The sequence below is a fragment of the Streptomyces sp. NBC_01497 genome (assembly GCF_036250695.1).
Taxonomy (GTDB): domain Bacteria; phylum Actinomycetota; class Actinomycetes; order Streptomycetales; family Streptomycetaceae; genus Streptomyces.
Map to the genome: position 1 here is coordinate 443,623 of NZ_CP109427.1, position 23,775 is coordinate 467,397.

General features: G+C 70.1%; 15 protein-coding genes and 3 pseudogenes. 12 read left to right on the forward strand and 6 right to left on the reverse strand.

Going from position 1 to position 23,775, the window contains the following annotated elements:
• Nucleotides 1-60: 60 nt before the first annotated feature.
• A pseudogene (locus OG310_RS02025) lies at nt 61-429 on the reverse strand (SbtR family transcriptional regulator); the annotation flags it as partial.
• On the opposite strand from OG310_RS02025, the pseudogene OG310_RS02030 reads away from it, so the two are divergent.
• The 7 genes and pseudogenes from OG310_RS02030 to OG310_RS02060 all read left to right on the forward strand — a co-directional run.
• A pseudogene (locus OG310_RS02030) lies at nt 425-529 on the forward strand (zinc-binding dehydrogenase); the annotation flags it as partial. The pseudogenes OG310_RS02025 and OG310_RS02030 overlap by 5 nt on opposite strands.
• 728 nt (nt 530-1,257) lie before the next feature.
• Nucleotides 1,258-2,859 carry an alpha-amylase family glycosyl hydrolase gene (locus OG310_RS02035; RefSeq protein ID WP_329454127.1) on the forward strand — a complete coding sequence of 534 codons (1,602 nt, stop codon included), beginning with the start codon at nt 1,258-1,260 and terminating at the stop codon, nt 2,857-2,859.
• Between the two features lie 122 nt (nt 2,860-2,981).
• Nucleotides 2,982-3,185, forward strand: coding sequence for a family 1 glycosylhydrolase (locus OG310_RS02040; protein ID WP_443078813.1), 204 nt, complete (start codon nt 2,982-2,984; stop codon nt 3,183-3,185).
• A gap of 470 nt (nt 3,186-3,655) precedes the next feature.
• Nucleotides 3,656-5,662: an ABC transporter ATP-binding protein gene (locus OG310_RS02045; RefSeq protein WP_329454128.1), complete on the forward strand. Its 2,007-nt coding sequence runs from the start codon at nt 3,656-3,658 to the stop codon at nt 5,660-5,662.
• A 418-nt stretch (nt 5,663-6,080) separates the two neighbouring features.
• Nucleotides 6,081-6,914 carry a hypothetical protein gene (locus OG310_RS02050; protein WP_329454129.1) on the forward strand — a complete coding sequence of 278 codons (834 nt, stop codon included), beginning with the start codon at nt 6,081-6,083 and terminating at the stop codon, nt 6,912-6,914.
• An 885-nt stretch (nt 6,915-7,799) separates the two neighbouring features.
• On the forward strand, nt 7,800-9,122 hold the full coding sequence (locus OG310_RS02055) for a S8 family serine peptidase (RefSeq protein WP_329454130.1): 1,323 nt from the start codon (nt 7,800-7,802) through the stop codon (nt 9,120-9,122).
• 84 nt (nt 9,123-9,206) lie between these two features.
• The gene (locus OG310_RS02060) at nt 9,207-9,737 is read left to right on the forward strand and encodes a hypothetical protein (RefSeq protein ID WP_329454131.1); all 531 of its coding nucleotides are present in this window, start codon (nt 9,207-9,209) and stop codon (nt 9,735-9,737) included.
• A 137-nt stretch (nt 9,738-9,874) separates the two neighbouring features.
• Here the strand turns inward: OG310_RS02060 and OG310_RS02065 are convergent, their stop codons facing one another.
• Nucleotides 9,875-10,051, reverse strand: coding sequence for a hypothetical protein (locus OG310_RS02065; RefSeq protein ID WP_329454132.1), 177 nt, complete (start codon nt 10,049-10,051; stop codon nt 9,875-9,877).
• 390 nt (nt 10,052-10,441) lie between these two features.
• On the opposite strand from OG310_RS02065, the pseudogene OG310_RS02070 reads away from it, so the two are divergent.
• The 3 genes and pseudogenes from OG310_RS02070 to OG310_RS02080 all read left to right on the forward strand — a co-directional run.
• A pseudogene (locus OG310_RS02070) lies at nt 10,442-10,738 on the forward strand (iron chelate uptake ABC transporter family permease subunit); the annotation flags it as partial.
• A 404-nt stretch (nt 10,739-11,142) separates the two neighbouring features.
• Nucleotides 11,143-15,081 carry a Kelch repeat-containing protein gene (locus OG310_RS02075; RefSeq protein WP_329454133.1) on the forward strand — a complete coding sequence of 1,313 codons (3,939 nt, stop codon included), beginning with the start codon at nt 11,143-11,145 and terminating at the stop codon, nt 15,079-15,081.
• A 408-nt stretch (nt 15,082-15,489) separates the two neighbouring features.
• A complete protein-coding gene (locus OG310_RS02080; RefSeq protein ID WP_329454134.1) occupies nt 15,490-16,287 on the forward strand; it encodes an inositol monophosphatase family protein in 798 nt (265 codons plus the stop codon).
• A 367-nt stretch (nt 16,288-16,654) separates the two neighbouring features.
• Here OG310_RS02080 and OG310_RS02085 read toward each other — a convergent pair whose 3' ends face one another.
• Nucleotides 16,655-17,086: a nuclear transport factor 2 family protein gene (locus OG310_RS02085; RefSeq protein WP_329454135.1), complete on the reverse strand. Its 432-nt coding sequence runs from the start codon at nt 17,084-17,086 to the stop codon at nt 16,655-16,657.
• 87 nt (nt 17,087-17,173) lie between these two features.
• Between OG310_RS02085 and OG310_RS02090 the strand changes: the two genes are divergently transcribed.
• Entirely contained in the window at nt 17,174-17,743 is a 570-nt protein-coding gene (locus OG310_RS02090) for a PadR family transcriptional regulator (protein ID WP_329454136.1), read from the forward strand.
• A 912-nt stretch (nt 17,744-18,655) separates the two neighbouring features.
• Here OG310_RS02090 and OG310_RS02095 read toward each other — a convergent pair.
• Nucleotides 18,656-19,006 carry a peptidase inhibitor family I36 protein gene (locus OG310_RS02095; protein ID WP_329454137.1) on the reverse strand — a complete coding sequence of 117 codons (351 nt, stop codon included), beginning with the start codon at nt 19,004-19,006 and terminating at the stop codon, nt 18,656-18,658.
• 479 nt (nt 19,007-19,485) lie between these two features.
• On the opposite strand from OG310_RS02095, the gene OG310_RS02100 reads away from it, so the two are divergent.
• The gene (locus tag OG310_RS02100) at nt 19,486-21,021 is read left to right on the forward strand and encodes an InlB B-repeat-containing protein (protein WP_329454138.1); all 1,536 of its coding nucleotides are present in this window, start codon (nt 19,486-19,488) and stop codon (nt 21,019-21,021) included.
• Between the two features lie 203 nt (nt 21,022-21,224).
• On the opposite strand, the gene OG310_RS02105 is transcribed toward OG310_RS02100, so the two are convergent.
• Complete coding sequence (locus OG310_RS02105; protein WP_329454139.1) at nt 21,225-22,118, reverse strand: alpha/beta fold hydrolase; 894 nt, start codon at nt 22,116-22,118, stop codon at nt 21,225-21,227.
• A gap of 10 nt (nt 22,119-22,128) precedes the next feature.
• Entirely contained in the window at nt 22,129-23,742 is a 1,614-nt protein-coding gene (locus tag OG310_RS02110) for an FAD-binding oxidoreductase (protein WP_329454140.1), read from the reverse strand.
• Between the last annotated feature and the right edge of the window lie 33 nt (nt 23,743-23,775).

Consider the following 23,775-nt stretch of genomic DNA (forward strand, 5'->3'; position numbering starts at 1 on the left):
GTCCTCCCGTAAGGGACGCCGGGGACCATCGTCGTCCTGCCCGCTGCTCCACGGGTTCAGCTACGGGCCCGAGGGCGGCTCTCCCCCGGTACCGGTGCTCGCCGAGCTGGTCAGGATCGCGCCCACGATGACCCCGAAGAGGTGATCGGCACGTGGCGCGAGCGACGGTTGATCACCGAGCCAGGCGAGAGACCCCGCCAGCGCGAACAGGTCGGTGCCGTCGATGTCGGTTCGCGCCGCGCCCTCGGCCTGAGCGCCGGCCAGGAGTCGGGTGCCGGCCGCGCGCATCGCGACGCACGAAGCGTGAAGGGCGGACTGCGTGTCCTCGATGGCCGTCACCATCAACGCGATGGCACCGCGGTAGTTGCGTGCACAGGCGACGAAGTCACGCAGCCAGGCCACCAGTGCGTCTTCCGGCGGGCCCGACGTCGGGATCGACAGCACCTTTCCGCTCGCGGAAGCCCGCGCGGCGCACGAACGCGCCGCACGAGGGCATATCCAAGGCAAGATCGTACTGACGGTCGTGTAGGGACGAGCCGTTTCCCTGACGCGTCCGGCGCTCGCCCTTGGGGCTCCGCGGGCCAACAGGGCGTCGAAGTACCGACCTTGAGGGGCCGGCACGCCGACGAGCCCCCGCCGTGGGGACCTTGGGGCGCGCCTTCCCGCGCAGGGGCTGTCGCTCGTAGCGGTGATCCGGGCGGGCGGGTTCGATCGGGGCGGTTCGCTGCGGAAGGTCGCCGAGGCGGAGGCGTTTCCGAGGCCCGACGGTGCCGCCTCGGTCCCCGGCTCCGCCTCGGTCCTCGGTCCTCGGTCCCGGCTCCGGCTCCAGCTCCAGCTCCAGCTCCAGCTCCAGCTCCAGCTCCGAAGAGTGCAGGGCTGCGCATTCAACTCTTCCGGTCGCGGCGAGACCGGGTCCACTCCCCCGCGGGGCTGTTGACGCGGTGACGGGCAGCCGGCTCCCGAGCGCGGCGGGGCACCGGTGACGGTCGCCCGGCGTGGGCTCCTCGACAGCCCCCACTGCCTTGTATGCGCTTACCTGTGCGCACACAATCGCAGCCTTGAGGAAGGGGCTCGCGTGCGGTGTCGAAACGGCTGGTGCGAACCGCGGGCCGCCCCGGAAATCCTCCCCTCCCCATCCCCTGCGAACGCTCACGGCTGTCGACCGTGGGGAGAGGCCACTCCGGGCGGCGCCCCGGGCCGGGGCCGCGCAGGGACTCGACCTGGCCCGACAACGGACAACGGAAAGACAAGGCAACCGTGAACACACACCGAAACCCGCCGTCCTGGCTCTCCGAGGCCGTGCTGTACCAGATCTACCCGGCGAGTTTCGCCGACTCCGACGGCGACGGCGTCGGCGACCTCCCCGGGGCGCTGGAACGCCTCGACTACCTGGACTGGCTCGGCGTCGACACGCTCTGGTTCAGCCCCTGCTTCGCCTCCACCTTCGGTGACGGCGGCTATGACATCACCGACTATCTGCGCATCGCCCCCCGCTACGGGACCAACGAGGACGCCGACGCGCTCATCGAGGCCGCCCGCAGCCGCGGAATGCGGATCATGCTCGACCTCGTCCCCGGGCACACCTCCCACCGGCACCCCTGGTTCGTGGAGTCCGCCGATGATCCGGACGACCACCGCTACATCTGGTCCGACCGCATCGCCACGCCGGTGCGCAGCTGGATCCCCAACCACGCCGCGCGCGGCGGCTACTACCTGGCCAACTTCTATCCGATCCAGCCCGCCCTCAACTTCGGTTACGCCCGGATGGATTCGGCCGAGCCCTGGCGGCAGCCCGTGGGCGCGGAGGGTCCACAGGCCAACCGAGCCGCCATGCGCGAGATCATGGGGCACTGGTTCGACCGCGGCGTGTCGGGCTTCCGGGTCGACATGGCCGCCTCCCTCGTCAAGGACGACCCCGCGCTGGTCGAGACCGGCCGGCTCTGGGCTGAAATGCGGGAGTGGATCGACCGGGCCCACCCGGACCGGATCCTGCTGTCCGAATGGGGCGACCCGAAGACGGCCGTACCGGCGGGGTTCCACGCCGACTTCTTCCTCCACTTCACCGGACCCGCACTCCGGTCCCTCTGGGACAACGGCACCGGAAGCCAGGGGGCATGGGCGGACGGACGACCGTGCTACTTCGACCCCGACGGCCGGGGCACGATGAGCACCTTCCTGGACGCCTGGCGTGAGGCCGACGAGGCGATCGACGGAGCCGGCCATGTCGCCCTGCCCACCGCCAACCATGACTTCTCCCGCCTGACCTGCGGACCCCGCACCCGCGACATGGTCGCTCCCGCCTTCGCCTTCCAGCTCACCTGGCCGTCGCTCCCGGTCATCTACTACGGCGACGAGATCGGCATGCGCTACGTACCCGGGCTGCCGGACAAGGAAGGGAGCCAGCTCGACTCCGAGGCCCGCCAGGGTTCCCGCACGCCCATGCAGTGGGACGAATCCGCCAACGCCGGTTTCTCCGCCGCGAGTCCGGACGAGCTCTATCTGCCCGTCGACCCGGACGAGAGCCGTCCCTCGGTGGCCGCCGCCCAGGCCGATGACGACTCCCTCGTGCACCACGTCCGGCGGTTGATCGCGCTGCGCAAGGCGACGCCCGCCCTCGGAACCGGCGGCTCGGTGCGGGTGCTGCACCGCGACTATCCCTTCGTTTATCTCCGGGGCGAGCGGCACCTCGTGGTCATCAACGGGCGCCGCGAGACCGCGACTTCCCCCCCGCCCGTTTCCGGGGCCCTCCTCCGGCCGCTGGCCGTCCACGGAGTCGACGTGACGGCCTCCGGTATCCGGGCCGCGGGATTCTCCTACGGCATCTTCGAACTCGGCCCGAACACCCGGTTGGCGCCCTGACACCAGCACGCAAGGCTCCTGCGGCGGCGGGGAGTTGGAGACCCGCCGCTCAGCCGCGGGTCGCCCCCGCAAGGGCCGCCCGGAGCAGGCTCCGTCGGGCGGGCGCGGGCGCTGGAACACACCTGCACGCGGCCGTCGCGGACGGAGTGCGGGTCGAGGGCTACCCGCGCTGGAGCCCACTGGACAACTACGAGTGGGCGTCCGGCTTCCGGCCCACCTTCGGCCTGGTCGCCGTGGACCGGAGGACCTTCGTACGCACACCGAAGCCGTCCCTCGCCTGGCCGGGCGGCGTCGCACAGGCCAACGGCCTGGACCCGCGGGCCTGATCTCCCCGTGGTGGGGGCGCCGCCCGTGCGACGCCCCCCACCACGCCGTGTCCGCGAACAGCACAGCGGGCGTGGCTACCACCGTCATGGCGCACGCTCCCCGCGCGGTAGGTTCCGCCACGTCGTCATCGCGCCGCGCCCAACAGGCCCCGCATGCGTACCTTTCGCACGTCGAATCGTTCGTTCCCGAACTCATGGGACCCGTAGGCCTCAGACGTTTCACTCACCGGCGATTCGGCCACACGGAGCACCCCGACGGTGGCCCTCCCGGCGATCGCGGACGTGGGGCCCCTTGCGATGCACGGCCTCCACTACGGCCGAAAGAGACTGCGTTCGCATGCGGCACCGCCTCGTTATGCCGTGCACCAGTACCTCTCAACGGCCAAGACGGAGGAACCCGTGGATTGCGTGCGCATCCTGAGCGAACTCGAACAGTGCCGGTACTCTCGCCCGCATCAGGGATGTGGATCATGAAGGCGGCCAGGAAGCAGGAGCCGGGGACCGGTGGGATCTCCCAGGCGGAACGGGAGCTCTATGGCGGCCGGCTGCGGTGGGACAAGAGCTTCGTGCGACATGAAGTCGCGTTGACACGCATGGGGTTCGCGCAGATGGCGGCGGCCCTGCCTCGTATGTCGGGGAGCGTGCTGCGGATCGGGTGGGAGGTCGATCGGCGGGCGCTGGCCGGCGTTGTGGCGGCCCAGCTCGGGCAGGGTGTGACATCCGCGTGGGGGCTGGTCGCGGTCAACGGCGTTCTCGCGCGGTTGTTCGCCGCCGGCCCGACTGCTGACAAGCTGCGCGAAGCCTTGCCGTCGCTGGTGTGGCTGGCGGTGGTATCGGTGGGTTCGGCTCTGCTGGCCGCGTGGTCGATGTCGATGTCCGGGCGGCTGGAGCCGCAGGTGGAGCGGGCGGTATCCGCCCGCTACTACGAGGCGGTCACCCGGGTCGAGGTGGAGGCGACCGAACAGCCGGAGGTCCAGCGGGTGCTGGAGGCCGGCAAGTTCGGCACGGATTCCGCCCGCAACATGTTGCGGCTGTCCGTGGGCGTGGGTCAGGTCCTGATCGGCATGGTCGCGGCCGCTGTCGTGCTGGCTTCCCTGCACCCCCTCTTGCTGCCGATGCTGCTGGCCATCGCGCTGCCCAAGGGCTGGGGAGCGGTGCGTTCCGCTCGCCGCGAGTACACGTCCCGTCTGAGTTGGGTCGATCACCGGCGGGCGATCTCCTCGCTGCTGGCCTACCTGACGCGTCCGCACGCCGCAGGGGAGATCCGCGCGCACGCGGCCGGGGCGAAACTGCTGGCCGGCTACGGAGAGATGTCCCGGCAGACGGAAGCGGAGCAGCGTCGCCTGGCACGGGCGCAGGCCCAGACCGACCTGGTCGCCGGGGTCTTCTCCGGGCTGGCGTCCGTGGCGTGTTACGGGCTGCTGTGGTGGCTGCTGAGCAGTGGGGGCCTGCCCCTGGCCGTCGCCGGGACCGCGGTCATCGCCATCCGCAATTCCACCGCACGGCTGTCGTCGCTGGTGCAGCAGGTCAATCGGCTGTACGAGGAGATGCTGTTCCTCACCGACACGAAGGACGCCACCGAGTTGGCCGCCCGGCACGCCATCCCCCGCACCGGCACGTCTCTCCCGGCCCACGTGTCGGGCGTGCACGTGGAGGATGTGACGTTCTCCTACCCGGGCGCCTCGTCGCCCTCGCTGAAGGGCGTGAGCCTCTCGGTGCGCCGAGGCGAGGTGACGGCCCTGGTCGGCGCGAACGGCTCAGGCAAGACCACACTGACCCGGATCCTGGCAGGGCTGCTGCTGCCCACCGAGGGGAACGTGTGGTGGACGGGGGCGCCCGGGGAGAGGGTGGAGTTGCGTGAGGCGGACCGGCAGCAGGTGTTCGACCACGTGGGCCTCCTCGCGCAGGACTTTCCGCACTGGGAGATGACCGCGGCGACGAACGTCGCCATCGGCCTCGGTGATCGCCCGCGCGACATGGACCGTGTCACCGAGGCCGCGCAGGCAGCCGACGTGCGTGACCTCGTCGAGGGCCTTCCGCACGGATGGGACTCCATCGTCTTCAAGGGCTACGAGAGGGGGGTCCAGCTCTCCGGAGGACAGTGGCAGAAGCTGGGCACGGCCAGAAGCCGGTACCGCAACGCACCGTTCTTCCTGGTCGACGAGCCGACATCGGCCCTCGATCCGCACGCGGAGATCGCCGCCTTCCAAGGCCTGTGGTCACTGGCCGAGCGCGGTCACGCGGTCGTGCTGGTCACGCACCGGCTGGCCGCCACCGCGAAAGCCGACCACATCTACGTCCTGGACCAGGGCCTCCTCGCGGAGGCAGGCAGCCACGACGAGCTCATGAGCCGCGAGGGCGGCGTCTACCGGGAGATGTACACAGCCCAGGCCGCCCAGTACGGCCTCTCCCCGTCGGCAGCCGGCCCTCTGCCCTCACCGAGGGAAGCCACCGACCGGCAGGAGGAGATCCTGTGACCTCGCGGAGCGCCGCCGCACGAGGGGGCCGCGACCGACGGCGGCTGCCCGGCTCCCGGCACCCGCCGCGCGGTGGGGTGTGACGCACTGCGGCACAAGGATGTGGCATCGGCCGCCTGGCATGCGCCGTGGGTCTCAGGGGAGCGTCCCGTCGCCGTCGAGGGTCCGCCGGCTGCCGCGAGTCCCGCGAGTCCGAGGCCTGCGGTCTCCGTGAGCGTCAGCGCCGGCAGCGGTGGCGCCGCCGACGGCATGTCACGTGCCGTCGGCGGTACGGGAGACAGCCCGGACAGACCGATGCCGCTGCCTCCACCCGCCCGTGCGCTGCTCCGCCCGACCCCGGATCCGGCCTGACGCCCGGTCCCGGCTAAAGTCCCCTTCTCACGATGATCACAAGAAACACACAACTGGAGCGGGGCACATGAAGCACATTCGGGCGACGGCGTGGACCGGGGTGACCGTCATCGCGCTGGCCGCGAGCAGCGCGTGCGGCGCGGGAGTGGAGAAGAAGACCGCCGACGCCGTCAACAACGCCCACACGATCATGTCGACCCTGACCCGCGCGTCGGAGAAGGCATCGAAGTTCGGCTCGGCCGAGGTCGAGTCGACGACCACCGTGACCGGCGGCAAGCCCATCACCATGCGCGGCACGTACTCCTGGGGCGACGGCGCGGCGATGGACGTGCAGATGGACACCGCGAGCGCGCAGATGCAGGCTCTCCAGGACGCCCCCACCACGACCATGAAGCTGGTGCACGGGGCGTACTTCTACGGGATCGATCCGCAGCAGGCCGGGCCGCTCAAGGGCAAGCACTGGATGCGCATCGACGTCTCGGCTGTGGCAGGCGCGTCGGGAGCGAAGGCCATCGAGGCCGACGCGGACCCCACGGCGGGCTTGCGCAACATCGGTGCCTCGAAAGACGTGAAGGACGTCGGCGAGGAGACCATCCGCGGCCGGAAGACCACCCACTACCGCGGCAGCGTCAAGGCGCTGTCGATCGCCAACGTCGCCACCCAGGGGAAGAAGTCCCCCGCACAGGCTCCGAAGGCCGGCAGCGGGAAGACGACGGTCGACATCTGGGTCGACGCCAAGAACCTCCCGGTGCGCGTCACACAGCGCGGCGGCGGCCTGACGAACACCATGGACTTCCTGCGGTTCGGCACGACGAAGAAGATCACCGCCCCGCCGGCCGCCGACACCGGTGATCTCACGGACCAGGTCACCAAGCAACGCGAACAGTCGCTCGGCCAGTGAGGCCCTGAGGTCTCAAGGGCCCGTCAGATCCCTGACCATGGCCGGGCCCGCGTGGTACGTACAGAAATCGCGGGGCTGCCGGGGCCGCCTCCTGGTCGGCGGCCCCGTGGAGGGCAGCCCCGCGGACAACGACCGCCCGACCAGGTGTCGCCGCCGTGGCGTCGGCCCGAGGATGTGACCTCCGCGGCCGGTTCACCCGCCTTCCCCGGCCTGTTCGCCGATCTCCTCGACCGCCTCTGCCGTACCGCTCGTCCTTGTTGCCCTCCGCCGCGCTTCGGGCTGTGACCCGGCCGCAACGGAACGGGCGCAGGCTGCCGTTCGCCGCACGCCGCCTAGCGACGTCCTCAGTCGTGTGCCACGCATCCCCGGAAGGTGCTCCCCAAGCACTCAACGGGACCTGCGAGTTGCTCACCGGCCGCTACCGGGCGCCCGGCAGAACCTCTGGCACGCGGGGCATCCAGGCTTGCCGCCGTGTGCCGCCGGCCGACAGCGTCAGCGCCGTCCTCGCGGGACCTCGCCCCCTGTTGCCTCACGCAGGTCGGTCGTCGAACCGGCTGATGCGCTTCTTTTCCAAGGACGTCAGGGGTTCGCGCGAACCAATCGCCGGTTCGACGCATCACACCCCATTGGCAGCGGATCAAGCCCCGGACCAGGCGTGGTTACGCCTAAGACGGATGAACCGGCGCTTCGCCCGACTGTCGCCTCGCACGCCCCCGTGTGCGAGGCGACAGTCGGGGTGACGTGACGTCAGATCCGCTGCTGCCAAAGGACCAACGACCGCGAGCTACAGCAAAAGGAACGTGCAAGCCAATGGATCGACTGCGAAGAGCACGAACAGGCAGACCGTCGAGGAAGAGGTCGTGGCGTACCACCGTGCTGGTGGGGATGGCAGCTGTCTCTGTGACGCTGTTCGGGCCGGGCATCCAGTCCGGGATCGCCGCCCCCTCCCCCGAAGCCGGGACCGCGTCCTCCCCCCGGGCGTCCGACAGCGGCGAGTCACCTGCCCGGCTCCACGCCGAGGTGGGCGCGGGAACTCTGCTCGAAAAGCACGGTGTCCATCCGGTCTGCCCTCAGTGCGACGCCGAGATCGTCACCGAGAAAGCCGGAGGCTCCGCCCCGCTGAGTTCCTCCGCACCGGCCGGCTACGGGCCCGGGGACCTGAGCGCCGCCTACAGCCTGCCTGCCACTTCGACCAGCACCGCGACCATCGCCATCATTGACGCAGGCGTCGACGCCACACTCAAGCACGACCTCGCCACGTACCGTTCGACATTCGGCCTGCCTGCTTGTTCGGTGGCGTCAGGCTGCCTCACACTGAAGAACTACACCGGCGGCGCCCAGCCGGCCCCGCAGTCCTCCGCCCAGGGTGCCGCGGCGGAGGAGGCGGTCGCCGAGGAGACCTCGCTCGACCTGGACGTGGCCTCCGCGTCCTGCCCGTCCTGCCGTCTGCTGGAGATCTCCGTCCCCTGGCAGGACTCCCAGGACAACAACGACGTCACGACACGCGACTTCGCCAAAGCCGTGAACCTCGCGGTGTCCGACGGCGCGTCGGCCGTCTCCGTCAGCTACGGCTTTTCGGCGGACGTGACGAACACCCATGGCTACGACCTGTCCGCCTTCACGCACAAGGGCGTCGCGATCACCGCATCGGCCGGCGACATCGGCTTCAACGGCGGTATCCATCAGTCCTGGCCGTCCGATCTGCCCTCGGTGATCAGCGTCGGCGGTGTGACCCTGCCCGACTCGGGCTCGCCGTCGGCGTGGACCCTCGGTGGCAGCGGGTGCGAGACGGACTTTCCGGCCGCCACAGGCCAGCCCGCCGCGGTGACGGCCGCCTGCGGCCACCACCGCTCGGCCACCGACGTCTCGGCGGACGCCGACCCTTCGACGGGCGTCGCCGTCTTCGACACCGACGCACCCGGCTCGGGCGTGCCCGACCGCTGGATCATCGCCGGTGGCACCAGCGCCTCCGCGCCGTACATCGCCGGTCTGTTCGCCCGGGCGGACCACCTGGCCCCGGTCAACGGTCCGATGTCGCTGTACAGCGCCCCGGCGGCCGACTTCGAGGACGTCACCACCGGCAACAACGAGATCTACCACGCGTGTGCCGACTACACGGGCATCAGCGCTTCCGTGTGCAACGCGGGGCCGGGCTGGGACGGCCCCACCGGGCTCGGCATACCCGACGGTCTCGGCGCTTTCAGTTAGGTCCTCTCCGAGCAAGGTCCAGCCACTGGGCACGACACCTGACATACGGCGGCACGGACATGTGCCTGCCCGAAAGGACTCTCCATGCGTCGAATGACGCCTACCGCGACAGTCGGGGTGGCGATCGCTGCCGCGCTGCTGGCCGGTTCCGGAATCGCGACCGCCGATACCGACCAGGTCACGGCCAAGCCCGCCGCCTGCGGCATCAACGACGTGTCGTTCTACTTCGGCGGCGCCTCCTCCGGGATCGGGCAACGCAGCTTTGACATCACACTGCTCGCCCACGACGGCGTCGCCTGCACGCTGACGGACATCCCGCTGATATCCGTCGGTGGTCCGCCGAGCCAGAAGACGCCGATACCGCTCTCGGTCAACGGCCGGGGCGGTTCCCTGGTCCTGCGCCCCAACTCCCCCTTGCACGCGAGTGTCTTCTACTCCGCGCCCGACACGGCTGAGGACACCATCCAGGTCAGCTCGCTGACACTGGCCATGCCCGATCACACCAGCCTCAGCACGTCGTTCCTGTTCCCCGGCACCATGGACATCTACTCGGGCGGTGTCTTCGTCACGGCGTGGACCACCGGACTGGGTCTGGGACAGGGCGAGGAGGGCTGATACCGGGGGCGCCGGGGCCCCGCGGCCGGGTGGCTGACACGTCACCACGCCCGGCGGGACCCGGCGCCCACGCGTCCCCCTCGTCCACATCGGTCACCAGCCACTGCCGGTCGGCTTCCGCAGGAGCAAGGACACGATCACCTCGGAAGGGAATCCCAGGCCGCGTACCCGACCAGCCCGAGAGCGACGATGGCGGCACCGGCCAGCAGGAGGAGGACGCAGCCGATCAGGCCCGGGATCAGCTCATCGAGAAAGCCCCCTACGATCTCCACGACGATCTCGCCGACGCCCTTCGCGACCTTACGGACTCCCACAGCTCTCCCCCGCCTTCGCTCGCTGGGGCGCGCACCGCCCCGGCTTCTGCTCGATTCCTATCAGTCGCTTCGGCGGGAACTGATCGCTTCCCACCAGGATTCCACCCATGGTGTGTTGTCGGGGCCGGACGCGAAGTCGCCCACCGGTCCCGGCCGCCAATCGATGCCGCTGCGCCGGCCCCGGCCGACAGGGACGGTCGGCAGGCGCTCCCGTCGTCGTGCGGCGTGGACCCGCCCGGCCCGCCGCGCCGGCGCTCGACGTGTCGGTGCCGCAGCCCCGTCGCCGAGCCGCGAAGTCCACCCGAAGTACGTGAGGGACAGCGGAAGGGGTGGCGCCACGGGCCGATGGAACGAAGACCGGCATCACTCTTCAGGTCGTGAGTAAGGCCCGCGCGGCAGCGGTTGCTCTTCCTGACGCTCTGCGTCCTGCTGACGGCCGCGGCCGTCGCGGCCGCGGGGACGATCGGCTTCGTCGCCCTGGTCGCCCCGCACGCCGCCCGGACCCTGGCCGACCGCCGGCATGTACGCGTCCTGCCCGTGGCCATGCTGCTCGGCGCCGTCCTGGTCACCCTCGCGGACCTGCTCGGCCGCACCGTGATCGCCCCGGCGCAGCTCGGCGCGGGCCTGATGACGGCGATGGTCGGCACCCCGTACTTCGTCCGGCTGCTGCTGCGGGGCCGGCGGTAGGCAACCACGGGGCGGTCCGCCTGCCCCGTGCCGCGGGTCGCCGTCCTCGCGCGGTCCGTCCGTGCGGCCGGCGCCGGGCCCGGCGCCGGGCCCGGCGGCCCGGCCGGGAATCGGGCGTCAGGGCTCGCGCCCGGCCTGAACCCGCCCATCGACGCGCACGACCTCCGCGGGTCCGCGTCGGACCGCTCGCGGCGTACGCGCCCCGTACGGCCTCGCCGTCGCGCCAGCCGCGCCAACCTCGCCCACGCACAGGGGCGTTGACTCCAGCTGAGCGCACCCGCCCCATTGATCAGCGTTCCCGCGAGACCCCATTGACATGGATCGGTCACCAGTTCCACTGTGTGCCGTTGGCGCCTCCTGCGGTGTACGGGACGCCTTTCGCCGAATATCAACGGGAGTGGTCGGTGCGCAGACACGGAAGATCGGGCCCCCTGACGGGCCGAAGGGGACCGAGGGCGCTGGCGCTGCTCGGCGCCGTCGCACTCGCGGTGCTGGGTGTGACGGCGCCGGCGGCGTCCGCGGGTCCCGCGCCGGCGGCGCCCGCTGCCGGAAGCGGCGAGGCGTCGTACAAACCCGTTTGCGGCACACCGGAAGCGGGCCAGTTCGCCTGCTTCGCGCTGCGCCGCACCGACGTGTCGGCGGCCCGCGGCCTGCGCGCCGCCGCCGCACCCGCCGGGTACGGTCCCACCGACCTGCAGAGCGCCTACAACCTCCCCTCCGACGGGGGCGCGGGCCAGACCATCGCGATCGTCGACGCCTACGACGACCCCGCGGCGGAGTCCGATCTCGCCCTCTACCGGCAGCAGTTCGGTCTGCCTGCCTGCACGGCAGCCGACGGCTGCTTCACGAAGGTGGACCAGCGAGGCGGCACGGACTACCCGGAGCCGAGCACCGACTGGGCGGGCGAGATATCCCTCGACCTCGACATGGTCTCCGCGGCAGCGCCCAACGCGCACATCCTCCTCGTCGAGGGCGACGACCCGAGCGGCGACAACCTCGGCGCGTCCGTCGACACCGCGGTGGCGCTGGGAGCCAAGTACGTGTCCAACTCGTACGGCACCGACTACCGGGGCGGCCCCGGCAGCGGTGAGGACCCGTCGGAGGCCACCTCCCTCGACGCGCACTACAACCACCCGGGCGTCGCGGTCGTCGCTTCGTCCGGTGACTACGCCTACGGCGTCTCGTATCCGGCGGCCTCCCCGTACGTCACCTCGGTCGGCGGCACCTCGCTGAACCGGGACGGGGACAGCGCCCGGGGCTGGTCCGAGGCTGCCTGGGCGAACGCGGGCTCCGGGTGCTCGCTGTACGAGCCCAAGCCGGCCTTCCAGCAGGACACCGGCTGCGCGAACCGTGCCGTCGCCGACGTCTCCGCGGTGGCCGACCCGGCGACAGGCGTAGCGGTCTACCAGACCTACGGCAACACCGGCTGGTCGGTCTACGGCGGCACCAGCGCGTCCTCGCCGATCATCGCCTCGGTGTACGCGGACGCGGCCACCCCGGTCGCGGGCACCTACCCCAACGCCTATCCGTACGCCGACCGCGCCGGGCTCAACGACGTCACCGCGGGCAGCAACGGCAGTTGCGATCCCACGTACCTGTGCCGCGCCGCCGAGGGCTACGACGGTCCCACCGGCCTCGGCACCCCGAACGGACTGCAGTCCTTCCGCACCGGACCGCACGGCCAGTTGTCCGGGACACTCACCGACAGCGGCACGGGCAAGCCCGTCGTCGGTGCCACGCTCTCCTCGGGGACCGACTCCGCCCGCACCGACGCCGGGGGCCACTACACCCTGGCCCTGCCGGCCGGCAGCCATGACGTCACCGCCACCGCCTTCGGGTACGCCACCCGCACCCTGAAGAACCTCTCGATCGCCGACGGCGTCTCGCTCACCCGGAACATCACCGTCAGCCGGGTGCCCAGCGAGACCGTCACGGGCAAGGTCACCGACGGCTCGGGCCACGGATGGCCGCTCTACGCCAAAATCGGTGTCACCGGTGACCCCAACGCCGTGTGGAGCGACCCCGCCACCGGGGCCTACAAAGTGACACTGCCGCGCGACGCCGACTTCACCCTCGACGTGGCAGCCGTCGCGCCCGGGTACCGCGCCCTGACCAAGAAGATCCACGTCGGCAGGAAGGCACTCACCGCCGACCTCCGGCTGACCGCCGACCCGTGGGCCGCCACCGCCCCGGGCTACGCGGTCCACCTGACGGGAAAGACCGAGACCTTCGACTCCACCACCGCGCCGCCGCAGGGGTGGGCGGTCACCAACGCACCTGACACCGTGGGAGGTTGGGAGTTCGACGACCCGGCAGGCGAGGGCAACAACACCGGTGGCGAGGGCTCCTTCGCCGTCGTGGACAGCACCTACTACGGCTGGGACGCGAGCCAGGACTCCGACCTCACCAGCCCCGTCTACGACTTCACCGGCAAGGACACGCCCGAGCTCGCCTTCGACATGATGTACACCTGGAACCCGTCACGGATGAACTTCGGTGTGGAGGCCTCCGACGACGGCGGAGCCACCTGGTCGACGGTCTGGTCCCCCGAGGACGGCGTGTACTACGCCGGACCCACACCGGTGGTCGTACCCCTCTCCGCCTACGCGAACGCCCCTTCCGTGCAACTGCGGTTCCACTACGCGGCAACGGGCGTCTGGTTCTGGGGTGTCGACGACGTCTTCGTCGGGCAGCGCGACTTCACCCCCACGCCCGGCGGCCTGGTCGTCGGCACCGTGAAGGACGCGAACACCGGCCTGCCCGCGACGGCCGCCACCGTCACCGACGACAGCGACCCCGCCGTACGCACCCAGACCGTGGCCACTCCCGAGGACCCCACGCTGGACGACGGGTACTTCTCACTGTTCACCCCTGATCCCGGCAAGCACACCCTCACCGCGGCCAAGAGCAACTACGCCGACCAGCCGAAGGCACTGACCGTACGGGCGGACCGCGCCACCGCCGTCGCGTACTCCCTGAAGGCCGGACGGCTGACCGTCACGCCAGGCAGCATCGAGGCCACCACGCCGCCCGGCAAGCAGGTCACGAAGAAACTGAGAATCACCAACACTGGTACCGCGAAGGCCACGTTGACGCTGGGTGAACAGGCCGGCACGCTGCTCCCCGACGCTGCCCGGGGCGCGCCCCTGCAGCGCGTCAAGGGCGACTATCCGCTCGGCCGCGCCCGCACCACCGCCCCCGCCGGCTCCGCACCCGCGGGCCACGCGGCACCGCCCCCGGTCAGCTCCTGGCAGAGCGCACCCGATCTCCCGGCGGCCATGATGGACATCACCGCCGACAGCCACCAGGGCAAGCTCTACTCCGGCTTCGGCGACCCCGGGTTCTCCATCAACGGCACCGGGGACAGCAACGAGCTGTACGTCCTCGACCCGGGCGCCGACACCTGGAAGCAACTGGCCGACGCCACCGATGCCCGGGAAGCACCGGGACACGGCTTCATCGGCGACAAGCTCTACATCGCCGGCGGCTGGTCCGGCTCCGACCTGGCCCCGGACGCGAAGCTGGAGGTGTACGACACCGCCACCGACACGTGGTCGGCCGGTGCCCCCGATCCGCGCCCGCACGCGGGTTCGGGCTCCGCCGTACTCGACGGGAAGCTCTACCTCGTCGGCGGCTGCGACGTGGGCTGCGGCGTCTCCGACGTCACCGTGTACGACCCGGCAAGCGACACCTGGACCCAGGCCACCGACTACCCCGAGCCTGTCTCCTGGGTGTCCTGCGCGCCCGTCGAGGGCAAGCTCTACTGCGGCGGCGGTGCGACCGACGCCGGGAACATCGCTCACACGTATGTCTACGACCCGGCGTCCGACACATGGGCGCGACTCGCGGACATGCCGGTGCCGTTGTGGGGCTCGGCGTACGCCGCCGCGAACGGCCTGCTGGTGGTGTCCGGCGGCGTGAGCGGCGACGACCTGAGCAACCAGAGCTTCGCCTACGACCCGCACAAGGGCGCCTGGAGCACTCTGCCCAACGCGGTCACCGCCACCTACCGCGGCGGCGGCGCACTCGGCTTCTACAAGGTCGGCGGCGGAACCGGCGGGCTGGCCGTCACCTCAGTGGTGGAGAACCTGCCCGGCTTCGCGGTCGATCCGGCCTCGGACGTCCCCTGGCTGAAGGAGAGCGCACAACGGCTCACCCTGCGGCCCGGGGCCGGCGTCACCGTCACCGTGACCCTGGACGCGCGCGCGACCCGGACGACCGGACCGGGCGATTACCTCGCCCGGCTCGACTTCGGCACGGACACGCCGTACGCGCTGCCACCGGTCGCGGTGACCCTCCACATCACTGCACCGGGGCGCCCGTCGGGGCGTTCCGCGGGATAGGAATGTGGTGGGCCGAATCCAGCAGTCTCCAAGAGTCCTCAACGGACAGACCCGGAGGAGGAACGAGACGATGGCGACGGCGGCGGCTGCCTGGGCATCGGGCCTGCGGTGAACACCGTGCCCTCGCCTGGTGATCGGCGGGCGCCACGCCCGCTCCCCCGGCTCCACGGTCCGGCTGTCTCCTGCGACAACGCCTGACCGAACCTCGATGACCATTCCGAGACCTGGTGGGCCCCTCGCCGAGGGGCCCACCAGATGGCTCGACGGGCGCTCGGCAAGGCGCCCCATGCATCCGGTCCGATGGCGGCCTCCGTAGAATCCCCCCTGCGACCAACCCCCTTGACGCTGTGGCGCCGTGGCGGGGACCGATGGCGTTGGCCACTGCCTCGCCCCGGTACTCTCCGCACGGTGAGCAACTCGCGTGCAGCCGCCGACGACGCCGAGGTAGCCATGGTCGCGGCATGCGCCGGCGCGGACGTGGTGCGCACGCTGTACGGCCGGCGGCTCACCCGTATCGACAAGGGCGCCGGAGACTTCGCCACGACCGCCGATGTGGAGGCCGAACGGCGGATTCTCCGCGTCATCCGCGCCGCGCGGCCCCATGACGCGGTGCTCGGAGAAGAAGGCGGGCAGCAGGGCCAGCTCGGTGCCGTACGGCAGTGGCTGGTGGATCCCCTGTGCGGCACGCTCAACTACGCTGTCGGCAGCATGCTGGTGGCCGTCAACGTGGCGTTGCGCAACGGGGCAGCCGCCGTGGCCGACCCGTTCAGCGGTGATGTCTTCTTCACGGACGGCGAGACCGCTTGGGGTCGGCCGGACAGGGCGGACCCGCAACTGACGCCCACGCCCGTCACGCGCTTGGTGGATGTGAACCTGGATCCGCCGTTTCCGAACGCCCCCGGCTTCCGGGCCGTGGACCTGCTGGCTCACCCGGGTTTCGCCGAGCACTTCCGGCCGCGCGTCGTGTCCACGACCTTGGCCCTGGCGTGGGTCGCGGCGGGAAAACGGGCCGCGTACGTGACCGATGGCGGCGACCTGTTGGGCAGTGTGCACTTCGCCGCCGGCATAGCTCTCTGCCGGGCTGCCGGGTGCGTGGTCACGGGGATCGACGGTTCGCCGATCGGAGCATCGAGCCGCGGGCTCGTCGCAGCGGCCGACGCCGAGACCCACGGGCTCCTGATGTCCGTCATCCGCAGCCGAAGTTGACGCGATGATGACGGGAGGCGTCGTCGCTGGTTGACGGCCACGGCCGGGGGCGATCGTCGTCCGCCCGGGCGGAGCAACACGCGGCACCGACCGCAGGGTCGTCCCCGGCGGGGCGGCCACCCAGCTCACCGTGCACCTCGGTCAACGACGACGCCCCGACGCGGTGCGTAGCCGACGCGTTCGCCGTCCACTTCGGATACAGCACGCACCATCGAGCACGGGCCCCGGGGGTATGCCCCACATCCCGGTGCGCGACGAGGACCGCGTCCATGCACCCGATGTGCCGCGCCGCCGCGTGAACCATGCGCAAGGGCATGACAGAGCCGCCCGTGCCAGGTACCGGCCCCGGCCCCCACCTGTGGTGCCTCTATCGGTCGGCGGGTCCGGGGACGAGGCCATCGGCGATCAGGCCCGCAAGTACCGCCTGTCCCAGGGCATGCACAGCGGACTGGGGGCGGACCATCACGGTGAACTCCTTGATCCGGCCCGTCGCGTCGAACTGGAGCAGGTCGATGCCGTGGATCTGCTTGCCCTCCACGGCGGTCCGGAAAGGCAGGATCACCGACGGAGCTTCCTCGCCGTCGGTGCTGGTCTCCGCAGCGCCCTCGAAGTGTCCGATGTAGCGAAAGTCCTCGAAGATGCGCAGCAGGACGCCGAAGAGCCCCAGCACCATGGGCTTGCCGTGGAAGGGGATGAACTTCACCGGACTGTAGAAGCGGATGTCCTCGCTGAACAGGTCCTCCAGCGCGTCGAGTTCACCCTTCTCCACCGCGGCACGGAAACGCTCGGCAGCCTCCATGGACCCTCCTCGTATTCATCAATGAGACTAGTCAGTTTCTTGAGTATGATGCAGGAGCGGACGAAGAAAAGGGAAGGGGCTGCTTCGATGGCCTTGCGACATGCCGTGCTGGCCGCACTTCTCGACGGCGAGTACAGCGGATACCAGTTGGCGAAGGCGTTCGACGTCGGCGTCGCGAACTTCTGGCACGCCCTGCCCCAACAGCTGTACGCGGAGCTGGCCAGGCTGGAGAAGGAGGGGCTGGTCGCGGGCCGGGAAGTGGTCCAGGAGAGTCGACCCAACAAGCGTCTGTTCCACGTCACGGACGCCGGTCACACCGAACTGGAGGAGTTCGCCGCTGCCGCGTCGAAGCCCTCGTTCATCCGCGATGACCTGCTCGTCAAGGTCCAGGCCGCAGACGGCGTCGGCACCGTACGTGTGATCGAGCAACTGGAGGAGCGGGCGTCCGCAGCCGAGGGCAAGATCGAACTGTTCGGCACACTGCTGCGGCAACTGCGCGGCGACGCGGAGGAGGACGAGTTCCTGCGCCGGGGCCGGCGGATCGGCCCGTACCTCACCTGCCTGCGCGGCCTGGCCTTCGAGCGGGAACACCGGGACTGGTGTCTGCGGACCGCGGCCGTCCTCAAGGAAAGGCAGTCGCTGCACACCGGACCGTGAACCCCCGCGCCACGCAGGCCGCCCGTGCGGAGTGTTTCTGGCAGTCACGCGACATACGGCGGCCTTCTCCACGCCGGCCAGCCTGCCGGGAAGTCGAGACCGACTCTTCCGGCCGCACCTCCGAATCAGGCAGACCCGGCCGCCAGTTCACCCTCCGCGCATCGGGTCAGCGGCATGGCGCTGCGATTCGTGCGGGTGAATGTCACAGCCAGGGACGACTCGGCGCCGGGCCGGTACTGGGCGCAGGCGCTCGACTCCGAGCGCCTCCGGCGAGGAAGCCGGTGCGCGCAGTGCGCGGCCCGTGGATACCGCCAGGCCCCATCCCGATTCGGTCTCCGTCGACGTCATCGTCGTCCCGGACCCCGGAAGGGTGGGCCGCGCGCACACTGAACTCGCCGCCACTTCCGCTACCCCTCACGCGGAATGGGTCGGTCGCCCGACGGAACTCGGCGCGACGCCCACCGACGTGGGCCAAATGGACTCTCGCGGATGGATCCGGGGGCCCGGAGGGCAACGAGATCTGCGTCCCCGGCCCGGTCTGCGCGAAGCCTCCCCGCCCGAGCCGCCACGCCGGACACCTGATGGCTCATCACTGAGGGCTCCCCCGTCGTCGTCGTCCGCCGCCATGCGACTACGCGCTCCCGGTTCACACCGGTCGGGTCACCATCATCCGCTCGCCCTTCGCCCTTCGACTTGAACGAACAACAGCACCTTCTCGACGTGCGACGGAACTGACGCACTCGCTCGTCGCCGGAGCACGGTTCGCTGGAAGGTCGTCGACCGTTACCCGCGACTGCCGTGGCTTCGTGACACGCCGGTCTCGTCCTTGACTGCCGTTGATATGACGCCCGTTACCCGCGGCGCGGTAATGCCCCCGCAGGCCGCAGGGGCATCATTCGACACCTGGTCGCGTCAGCAGTTGTCGCCCACCGCGTCCATCTTTCCGCCGAATCCGTTCCGGTAGAAATCCGCGTAGTCCCCCTTGCTCACCGGATGGCAGTCCTTGCCGCTGGCCCAGTCGATGAAGGCGCCGCTTCTGTTGGCCCGGAAGGAACCCACGTGGTCGGTGAAGTTGCTGGGCAGGTCGTGGTAGCCGCCCGTCCACACATAGCGGGTGCCTGTGTGGTATTGCCCCGTCCACACACAGATCGCGTTGCTGGGGCAGAGGATCAGCGGCTGCGCCCGGGTCTCAGCCGAGGTACCGAGCGTCGTCGCCAGCATGGCTCCGGCCACCAGCGCGAAACTCGCCCATCGTTTTCTCATCTTGTTCCCCCTCGGTTCGCAGAGTGATTTCTCCTATCGTCCGGCCCAAAACGCCATACCGGAACACGGATCATGAGTTCGATCTTCACGAAAGGATTCCGCGGCATCGCCGCCTGAGCCGTCGGCCGGCCACACTCGTGGTGTACGACGTCAGGCAACGGAAGTCGCATCGGGAGCCGCGGGTGTACCCCAGTGACGGCATGTCACCGGGAATCCCGGGCCAGAGCGACGCCGTGGCGCCCCGCCGGCACCGATGGGGCGAGGTGCTTCGCCCCGCGCTCGGGCGAGGACACGGGGAGGACGCCACCACCACGGGCAGAGGGGTCCGTCCGGCCTGGACCTCGAGGTCAGGGGGCTGTCCCGGTTTATTCGGGTGAACCTCGGTCCGCTCGGCTGTGTGGGGACATGCGTACCGGCGTGGCGCGATGGTCGGCGCGGAATACAAGGCGGAAATCCTCACGGAAAGGCTCACGTACCTCATGCGTCGTCGTTTCCCGCTCACCGCCTCCTGCGCGGCGACCGCCCTCACCGTCACCCTGTCACTGGCCCTGACCGCCCCTGCCGCGTCCGCCGGGGGAAAGCACGAGCCCTGGGTCATGCGCTCCGCCACGATGAGCACGGACGCCAAGGCGTTCCGTTCGCTGTGCGGCAAGCAGAAGGAGGGCAAACCCCAGCGTCTCACTTTCCCTCTGTTCAAGCACGGTAAGCCGTTCACCGCGGTGCAGGACTTCCAGCGCCGGAATGCGGACGGCTCGGTGTACTGGGGTGGCCACGACCCGAAGAACTCCGAGAACACGATCTCCGTCACCGTGATCGGAGCGTGCACCAACGGGCCGGTCACCCTCTCCGGCGCGATCCAGGTCGGCTTCCACCAATACATGTACGAGCCGCTGGCGAAGAAGCACGCGGGACAGTACGTACTGCAGGAGATCGACTCCCTGAAACTGCCGCCCAGTGGACGCGGTGTCGACACGGTCGACGTCCCCGCGAAGAAGCCGCACAAGCCACACAAGCCCCAGAAGCCGGGGCAGCGGGCCGCCACGCCCGACAACCCGGCGGCCATCGACATCGTCGCCGCCTACACTCCGGCCACTGTCAACGAGCTCGGCAGCGTCTCGGCGGTCCTGAGCCGCATCGGCTATGGCGTGAACCAGCTCAACAGAGCACTCGCGAACAGCAACGTGCCGGCCAGTGTGCACGTCGTCAACACCTATCAGACCGCGGCCACGGGGGTCCCCCGTGAGAACGTGAACACACTGCTGGGCATGATCAACAACCCCACGAACACGGTCCTCGGCGTCACGGCCAATGCCCAGCGGCAGCGCTACGGCGCCGACCTGGTGGCCCTCCTCGCCTCCGTCCCCGTGGAGGACAGTTCCGGGGCGTCCGACCTGCCCAGTTCCGGCCCGTCCGCGACGACCGACCGTAACGCGTTCTCGGTCACCAGCATCTACTCCGTGACGGGGTGGGAGAACCTCGCACACGAGATCGGCCACAACTTCGGCATGCAGCACGACCGCCTGACGGTCTCGCGACAGGGCGGGACACCCCCCGCGGGCTCCTTCAACTACGGCTGGGTCACACCCAACGGGCAGCACCGTACGCTCATGGCCTACTCCACCGCCTGCCCCCAGCCCTGCAACGTCGTCAACGCGTACTCCAACACCGAGCGGGTCTGGGGCGACCAGCCCCTTGGCAACGCAATGAACAACAACGCCGCCGTCGCACGGCAGAACGCCGACATCCTGGCCGCCTACCGGCCCTCCACGGTGACCAACCGCAGCTCCCTCACCCTGTTCACCACCCCTGCGGCCGGTGGCACGGTCAGGGTCAGCGAATACGGTCCGTACGACCCCGGCACGCGGGTCACCGTCACCGCCTTCCCCAACCCCGGCTACCGGTTCGACGCCTGGGCGGTCGACGGCGTGGAACTGGACGTCACCGCTCCGAGCTACGAGCTCACCATGAACGGCAATCGGACCATCAACGCGCTGTTCGCCCCGATCGAGCCGTAGACGTTTCCACCGGCTCCACAGCCCGGGGCCGAGTCGCGGCACGATCGTGCCGGCCGGCCACGACTACGCGCAGCGGAACGTGCGGTCGTGGCCGGCAACTCCCTCTCCGCCACCGCGCGGACCGCGCCGGGGCTCCAGGGCATCGTCATCGTCCCGCGGGCGGTGGCGGCCCTGGCCTCCCGTGCGACCGCGAGGCGAGGGACTCACCCCGGAGTGCGGGTGACGCATTCGGCGACAGCGTCCGCGAACACCCGGGGTTCCTCGATGTGACCGAAGTGGCCGCTGTTTTCCAGGACGGTGAGGCGGGAGTGTGGGACACGTTCGTGAATCTCGCGAGCCCAGCGGGGGCCGCAGATGAAGTCGTGGCGGCCCACGATCACCGAGGTCGCCGTGGTGATGGAACTCAGTGCGGCCCGGTCGTCGAAGGTCACGGGAGCCAGGTGCTCGTCGAGACCCGAGATGTGGGAACCGACGAGCGACTCCCGGATGGGTGCGAACTCCCCCTCGCGTCCCCAGTAGTCGGCGACATAGGCGGGGAACAGCCGGCGAGCGACCGTCGTGAAGGCCGCGTCGTCGGCGATCGCGGGGACGGACTTCCAGGCATCGAGGATGTCCGGCAACTCCGGGTTGCCGGCGTTCTCGCGAGCGAAGGCCTCCATAGTGCGGGCGGCTTCGGAGAAGAACTCCGGTCCGACCGCGGGTGCGCTCTCGTACAGGACGATCCCGGCCAACCGGTCGCCGTGCTTGCGAGCGTAGTACTGGGCGACGAAACCGCCGTGTGAGTGTCCGAGCAGATACACCTTCGGTATGCCGAGGTGGCCGATCAGTCCGTCGAGCGCCCTGCCGTACGCGTCCCTCGTGTACCCGTTCGGGTGGGTGGCCAGACGACCGGACCCACCGGTGCCGATGGGCTCGATGTACACCGCGGTCAGACGGTCTTCCACGGCGGGCATTCTCAGGTAGTTCCAGGCGAAACCCGGTCCTCCCGGATGGACCAGGCACACCGGTCCGGAGCCGGCGACGTGGTAGCGCTGAGCCACGCCGTCGATGGGGATCTCGTGTACGCCGGGCGACAGAGGACCGGTGTTCGTGACCACGGACCCTCTCTCACTTAAGGCGTCGACGAGAGCGCACACACGATGCGCGGGTGCAGAGGTTCGGACGCCCCCGCCGGGGAGCCCCCGTCCCGGCGACGGTGCCGGCGAGGCGCCGCGTACGGCGATCGGCCCGGGTCGGAGACGATCTGGTGACGGCCTGCCCGCGCGAGTCCACCCGGGCACAAGCGGCAGATTTCCTCGGTGAGTTCGTCATTTCTCGCGGTGCGGCGGAACGTTCTGGTTGAGACGAAACACGTTCCCCGGGTCGTAACACGCCTTGACCGCCTGCAGCCGCGCATAGGTCTCGGGCGTGTACATGTCGCTCACGGGCGTCGTATCGGACGAGGTGAAGTTGAGGTAGACCTGTCCGGTGCTCCACGGCTGAAGTCCTGCCAACACAGCCTCCGCGAACTCGTGTTGCGTCACCCACCGAGGACGGCCCCGTGGACATGATCCAGACGGCGAATGCGGCGTCGCGGTTCCCCACCGCGCTCGGCGGCCCCACCTGCCTCCCGAACGCACCACCGAGATGACGCACCTCGTCGAACTCCACCGGAGGATCCGTCCCCGGCCCCGCGATGTCGATCAGGGTGTCCACCGCCTCCGGCGTGAACTCCCTGAGCATCGCCGTCCATTCGCGGAAGAACAGCGGGTCGACCGGGTCGTTGTGGATGGATGCGAAGTCCGTCAAGGGCATGTCACCGAGCGTGTCGAGTACCGGTGGAACGGCCCTCCGCAAAGGCATGGCGAGACGATCGCCCTCCGCGGCCGTCCCGACGTAGGCGATCCGTATGTGGACCATAAACGCGTCGCGCAGCAGCTCCGGGACGGACGCAACGTCCGGCATCCGCAGGAGGGCGATGGAGGATGTCAGCTGGTCGGGCACGGAGGCGGTGAAACCGCGGTAGGCGTCCAGCACGGAGGCTGCGTCCCTCCCGGAGAAGAACAGCCCGCCTCCGTACAGTCGTGTCACGTCGTGAAGTTCCATCTCCACGGCGGTCACGACACCCATGTTGCTGCGGCTACCGCGCAGGGCCCAGAACAGGTCCGGCTCCTCCCGCGCGCTGACACGCCTGAGCCGCCCGTCGGCTGTGACCACTTCGATCGCGTGCACATAGTCGGCGCCCCATCCGAAGGCTCTGCCGAAGGTGGGGCTGAGGCCCCCGCCGAGGGTGAATCCCACGACGCCGACGGACGGCGAGGAACCCACCATCGGTGACAGGTCGAACTCGGCGGCCCCGTCGATCACTTGCTGAACACGGGCCCCTGCCTGGACGAGCGCCCTGCGGCTGCTGGGATCGGCGGTGACCGCCGACATCCTCCGTGTGTTGATCAGTACGGCCCCGTCGGCCGGCACGATGGCCTGATGCCCCGTGGCGAGTACGGCAACGGCCAGGCCATCGGCGGTCGCGAACCGCACCGCGGCCTGGACATCGGCCGGCTCGGCCGCGCCCACCGCGACGGCCGGCCTGTGTGTGAGGGCCAGGTTGAAGGTCGCACACTCCACACCGTAGCCGGCATCGCCCGGCTGGAAGACCTCTCCCGTCACGCCGGCCGCCAATGCCGCGACGTCATCAGCAAAGAGGCCCGGGGGCGGGCCTTCGTCGGAAGCGGGGGAAACCAACGGGATCGCGCCTTCCGGACTCGTGGGAGCAGT

Bases quoted from the DNA above. Each gene is read 5' to 3' on its own strand.
- OG310_RS02045 (WP_329454128.1), top strand. From the start codon at position 3,656: ATGAAGGCGGCCAGGAAGCAGGAGCCGGGGACCGGTGGGATCTCCCAG.
- OG310_RS02050 (WP_329454129.1), top strand. From the start codon at position 6,081: ATGAAGCACATTCGGGCGACGGCGTGGACCGGGGTGACCGTCATCGCG.
- OG310_RS02055 (WP_329454130.1), top strand. From the start codon at position 7,800: ATGGCAGCTGTCTCTGTGACGCTGTTCGGGCCGGGCATCCAGTCCGGG.
- OG310_RS02060 (WP_329454131.1), top strand. From the start codon at position 9,207: ATGCGTCGAATGACGCCTACCGCGACAGTCGGGGTGGCGATCGCTGCC.
- OG310_RS02085 (WP_329454135.1), bottom strand. From the start codon at position 17,086: ATGGAGGCTGCCGAGCGTTTCCGTGCCGCGGTGGAGAAGGGTGAACTC.
- OG310_RS02090 (WP_329454136.1), top strand. From the start codon at position 17,174: ATGGCCTTGCGACATGCCGTGCTGGCCGCACTTCTCGACGGCGAGTAC.
- OG310_RS02095 (WP_329454137.1), bottom strand. From the start codon at position 19,006: ATGAGAAAACGATGGGCGAGTTTCGCGCTGGTGGCCGGAGCCATGCTG.
- OG310_RS02100 (WP_329454138.1), top strand. From the start codon at position 19,486: ATGCGTCGTCGTTTCCCGCTCACCGCCTCCTGCGCGGCGACCGCCCTC.